Source organism: Bartonella sp. AP65SXKL, from assembly GCF_042195725.1.
Lineage (GTDB): Bacteria > Pseudomonadota > Alphaproteobacteria > Rhizobiales > Rhizobiaceae > Bartonella.
The window spans coordinates 2,754-7,267 of sequence record NZ_JBHIOW010000034.1 but is presented as its reverse complement, the minus strand read 5'-3'; the positions used below and the strand labels follow the sequence as shown (position 1 = coordinate 7,267).

Here is a 4,514-nt window from a genome sequence, read left to right as displayed (position 1 = left end):
AACATTTTGCTCTGTAATTCCATATTCATTAAAAATTGCCGCATTACCCATCTTCAATTTGACAATCCGCTTCATACCCCAAACAAGATCATTGGCATTGGCTGATCGACCATCATTAAACTTCAAACCATCACGTAAATGAAAAGTAACCACCGTACTGTGATCATCACCTGAAACATCCCAATGTGTTGCTAAAGCGGGAACCATTTTAGCAGGATCATCTGTCGCAGTACTGACCAAATTATCACAAATATTGTAAATAATTTCACTTCCATAAACATCATTAAGTTGTGCGGGATCAAACGTACTAATTGCATCAAGATTCCAAGCCATCACAAGGGTATTAGCCGGTGTTTTTGCTGAAACTTGTTGTGCAACCATCGCCAATGCCATAAGAGCAGAAACAAGAGAGCTGCTACTTTTCAATATTGTTTTCTTCAAGTTCATAAACTTTTCCCTTTATTTATTTTTATCAATTAATGACGCTGAAATAATATAGCAAATTTATAATTATAACATTGAATAAATACGTTCTAATCGCCTATATTTTTAATCACCTACACAGAGTCATCTACTTGATAAATTCATTGACTTACGTCTCAATAAACCATAACGAACATGCAATATATGTTTTGCTAACCAGTATTACATTCTTTTCATAACCTCTTTGCATATGATAATGCACTATATCAGTTCTCTATTAATCATCAATAAGCCTTGTCGCCCCAAAAATAGTGAGCTTTAAAAAAATCATTACGCAAAAATTTATGAATTCATTATTCTATTCCTTTAGGCGACATTTAAAATAAAATATGCAAACTTTAAAAATAGTCATCCCCCTCAAACACTGTTTCAAGATACGGCGCATCTTTACTACATGACCAAAACGGCACTGAAACAGCAGAAAGACATAAGAAAATATCTTTTCTAAAACGCTACCCCCCACAAAAATCTGCTTAATCTTTTGAAAACTAAGTGTCAAAAGTTTTACGTTTTTACCAACAAAACCAAACGCGTTAACAAAGATAAAGGAAAAATGAGAAGAAGCATTCCTTCCACGCTTTATCTTTTGAGAAATAAAGCTTACAATAAAAGAATATACACTAAAATGCATTCTCTCATTGATAAAAATAAAATTCATTAGACGTTTCCCCCCTAAAGACATAACGAATATAAACCCTTCTAAACTTTGGCGTGCATCATTGCTTTACCACTATAAAAATAGAATAGAAAACAACATACCGCAACAGAACTCTCGTTTCCAGCGGAAACATACAGAGATTCAACGAAGCAATGCAGTGAATACCAGTCTGTCTGAGCTTAAGTATCCTCCCAAAACTGGAGCTCACACGCAGTAAAATTCCTCTCTAGTGAAGGAAAGTTATCAGATAATAAAACCTAACACAAGCAGCTTGAGTCATTTAACTTCAATTTTTCATCGCTGTATTTTATTTTTATTACCTAGGTAAGCATTGAGCAATCGACCTACATATAAATAAACCGACAATCATACAAGCAAAGTAAAACAATGCAACAACAGCACCCCATCTAAAAACCACTTTGCATTCGTCAATAATCATGAATAAAATATTCATTAATTATAACCGTCATGTCATTAACAGAAATAAAAAAAACTCTTCTCAACCATTACAAATGCCAAAGACTGTTGCACAACATTGAGAGCTAGTAAAGTGTGTGATGGTGCCGATTTGCTCCTTCATAAGCGTAAAGATGGAGTGCACAATGGATTTACTGTCATACCATTCACGGGCGCCACCGCGAAATGGGTTTTGGTGTACTAAATGTTTCTTTAAAACATACAAGACATTACCATTATCTCACTTCAGATACATAACAGTTAAGGTATCACTTCTTTTGGCATCTGTTTTTTCATCCTCAAAATTATACCTTTATCGTTTTTAGTGCCAACAACAGTAGAAAATCATTAATATTGTATAGTTTGTATATTTCAATTATCTTATACAGTGGAATTGTATAATCTATACATTTATTAAATAATTCAATTATTATCCTATTGATCATTACTCTTACAAAAGACAGTTTGCCAATTTATCGACAAAAACATCCTTCAAGATGATCATTAACAATCCCTACGGACTGCATAAAAGCATAACAAATTGTGGGACCAACGAATGTCCAGCCACGTCTCTTCAAGTCTTGAGAAAGACGAAGAGAAGCAGGTGTCATAGGGTTAGCCAACAGTGTTTGAAAGTCTATCTTTTCATAACGCTCTGATTGTGGTGGCTGAAAAGACCAAAAATAGCGGGACAAACTTCCCCACTCTGTTATAATTTCTTGTGCTCTAAGTGCATTATTAAGCACTGATTGAATTTTTCCTTGATGGCGAACAATGTCTTTATTTTGCATTAACATTTTCACCTTTAGCTCATCGTAATGAACAATCTTTTCAAAGTCAAAGTGATCAAATGCAACGCGAAAAAAAGAGCGTTTTTTTAAAATTGTAAACCAAGAAAGCCCCGCTTGGAAACCCTCAAGACAAATTTTCTCAAACAAACGAATATCCTCAAAAATAGGCTTTCCCCATTCGGTATCATGATAAGCACAATAAAGTGGATCCGTTCCAGCCCATGCGCAACGAACTTTTCCATCCACTCCCTTAAGAAGACCTTCCGCAAGCATGGCATTGACCCGTATTAAAAGAGCATTCCTTGATCATCGCTTGGCGACTTTATTTGCTTGTGTTTTGAACGTTTAGCGGAAATAGGCTCTTGTGTTGCAACACTGATATCTCCATCAAAAAAGCGTAAATTTATGTGCCCCATTTCAGGAAACTGAGCCAAGCGTTTAATGGGCTTATTCTCTTTCCCCAAAGCCAAAACAAAACCGCGCTCCAAAATATTCTGATATGAAGTGCTTTTTAAAAGCCTAGATACTACCTCTAACCCAGCACGTTGTTTTTCCACACTACGCACAAAAGCACGCTGAAGACGTGCCGTATATTCCTTTGTATTGCGTTGTGCTTTTTCACTATTTAACAAACGCGGTGAAAGACGCACACCAAGTGCATGAAAAGAAAAACGTTTTTTATCGTAGCTTACACAAAGAGCACGCTGCAATCGACTTGAAGTTTCATCCAAACCACGCCGTGGTAGAGCAAAAAGTTGATCGGCAGTCGGAAGAGCTCGTAGAGTAGCACGCAATTTTTGTCGATAAAAATCCAAATAACGCGCGAGTCCCTTGCGCAAACGTGCATCAAGCGATGCCACCAGCACCTCGAGATCAAGCTTAACAGGAACAGCCCGTTCTGCTGCGGCGGTAGGAGTTGGAGCGCGCCAATCAGCCACATAATCAATCAAGGTCCAGTCCGTTTCATGCCCAACAGCAGAAATAACAGGAAGAGAAGATTCATAAACAGCACGAACAACAGCTTCGTCATTAAACCCCCACAAATCTTCTAAACTTCCTCCTCCCCGTGCAACAATAATAAGATCAGGTTTTGGAATAAGTCCACCTGGACCAAGAGCATTAAAACCTTCAACAGCAACAGCCACTTCCCTCCCACTTGTTTCCCCCTGAACACGTACAGGCCAAACCAAAATATGCAACGGAAAACGATCGGATATACGATGAATAATATCACGAATAACAGCACCTGTTGGTGATGTTACAACGCCTAAAATTCGAGGCATATAAGGCAAAGTTTTTTTCTTTTCTTCATCAAACAAGCCTTCTTCTAAAAACTTTTTCTTACGATTTTCAAGAAGTGTCATCAAAGCACCAACCCCCGTTGGTTCAAGAGCCTCGATGACAATTTGATATTTCGATGACCCTGGATACGTCGTAAGTTTACCAACAGCAACTACTTCCATCCCTTCTTCAGGAGGGAATTTGAGCTTTTCCATAACTCCACGCCAAATAACAGCTTCCAACCGTGCCTTATCATCTTTTAAAGCAAAATAAGCATGTCCCGAAGCATGAGTACCACGGTACCCTGATATCTCCCCACGCACCCGTACATAACCAAACTTTTCTTCAACAACACGCTTTAGAGCCCCTGCTATTTCGGAAACAGTGAATTCTGCCACATTTGTTACACCTGTTTTTTCACTAAACAAACTTACCATTTTTCAATTCTTTACGCCCGTTTCTGTGAACCTTTTTGAAACAACACATCTTTAAACTTTTGATTTATAGCTTCATCAAAATACCCATAACACCGGCTAGAACAACTTATATTTTTAATTTCAAATCGATTATCAGGGTTGTAAAAAAAACTTGAAGCCGTTGTATGGGGATGTCTAGAGTCATTATTTCATCCGAAAATTCTATCAATAGAAGTTAAAATATTCAATCCTAACATCCAAACAAACACATATTCTATAAGAATTCCTGAAATAAAATTCTCTACACAACATAGTAATCCATTCCCGATAAAATTCAATGTATTGCAAAGTGTTAAAGAGCTTTGCAATACATCAAATATATCATGACCATGTTTTTTATATTTTATAAACCTGATACCTTTTTATTTT

Annotated in this window: 3 protein-coding genes; all 3 read right to left on the bottom strand. The window is 36.9% G+C overall.

Annotated features, from left to right (window positions below):
- Nucleotides 1–447 (bottom strand): ABC transporter substrate-binding protein (locus tag ACFIMP_RS09280; protein WP_375686300.1); only part of this gene is annotated, 447 nt, incomplete at its 3' end.
- Nucleotides 448–2,070: 1,623 nt separating this feature from the next.
- Nucleotides 2,071–2,661 (bottom strand): DNA-3-methyladenine glycosylase I, encoded by a 591-nt coding sequence (locus ACFIMP_RS09275; RefSeq protein WP_375613872.1) that lies wholly within the window; start codon nt 2,659–2,661, stop codon nt 2,071–2,073.
- A gap of 14 nt (nt 2,662–2,675) precedes the next feature.
- A complete protein-coding gene (gene xseA / locus ACFIMP_RS09270) occupies nt 2,676–4,106 on the bottom strand; it encodes an exodeoxyribonuclease VII large subunit (protein ID WP_375686299.1) in 1,431 nt (476 codons plus the stop codon).
- Nucleotides 4,107–4,514 lie beyond the last annotated feature (408 nt).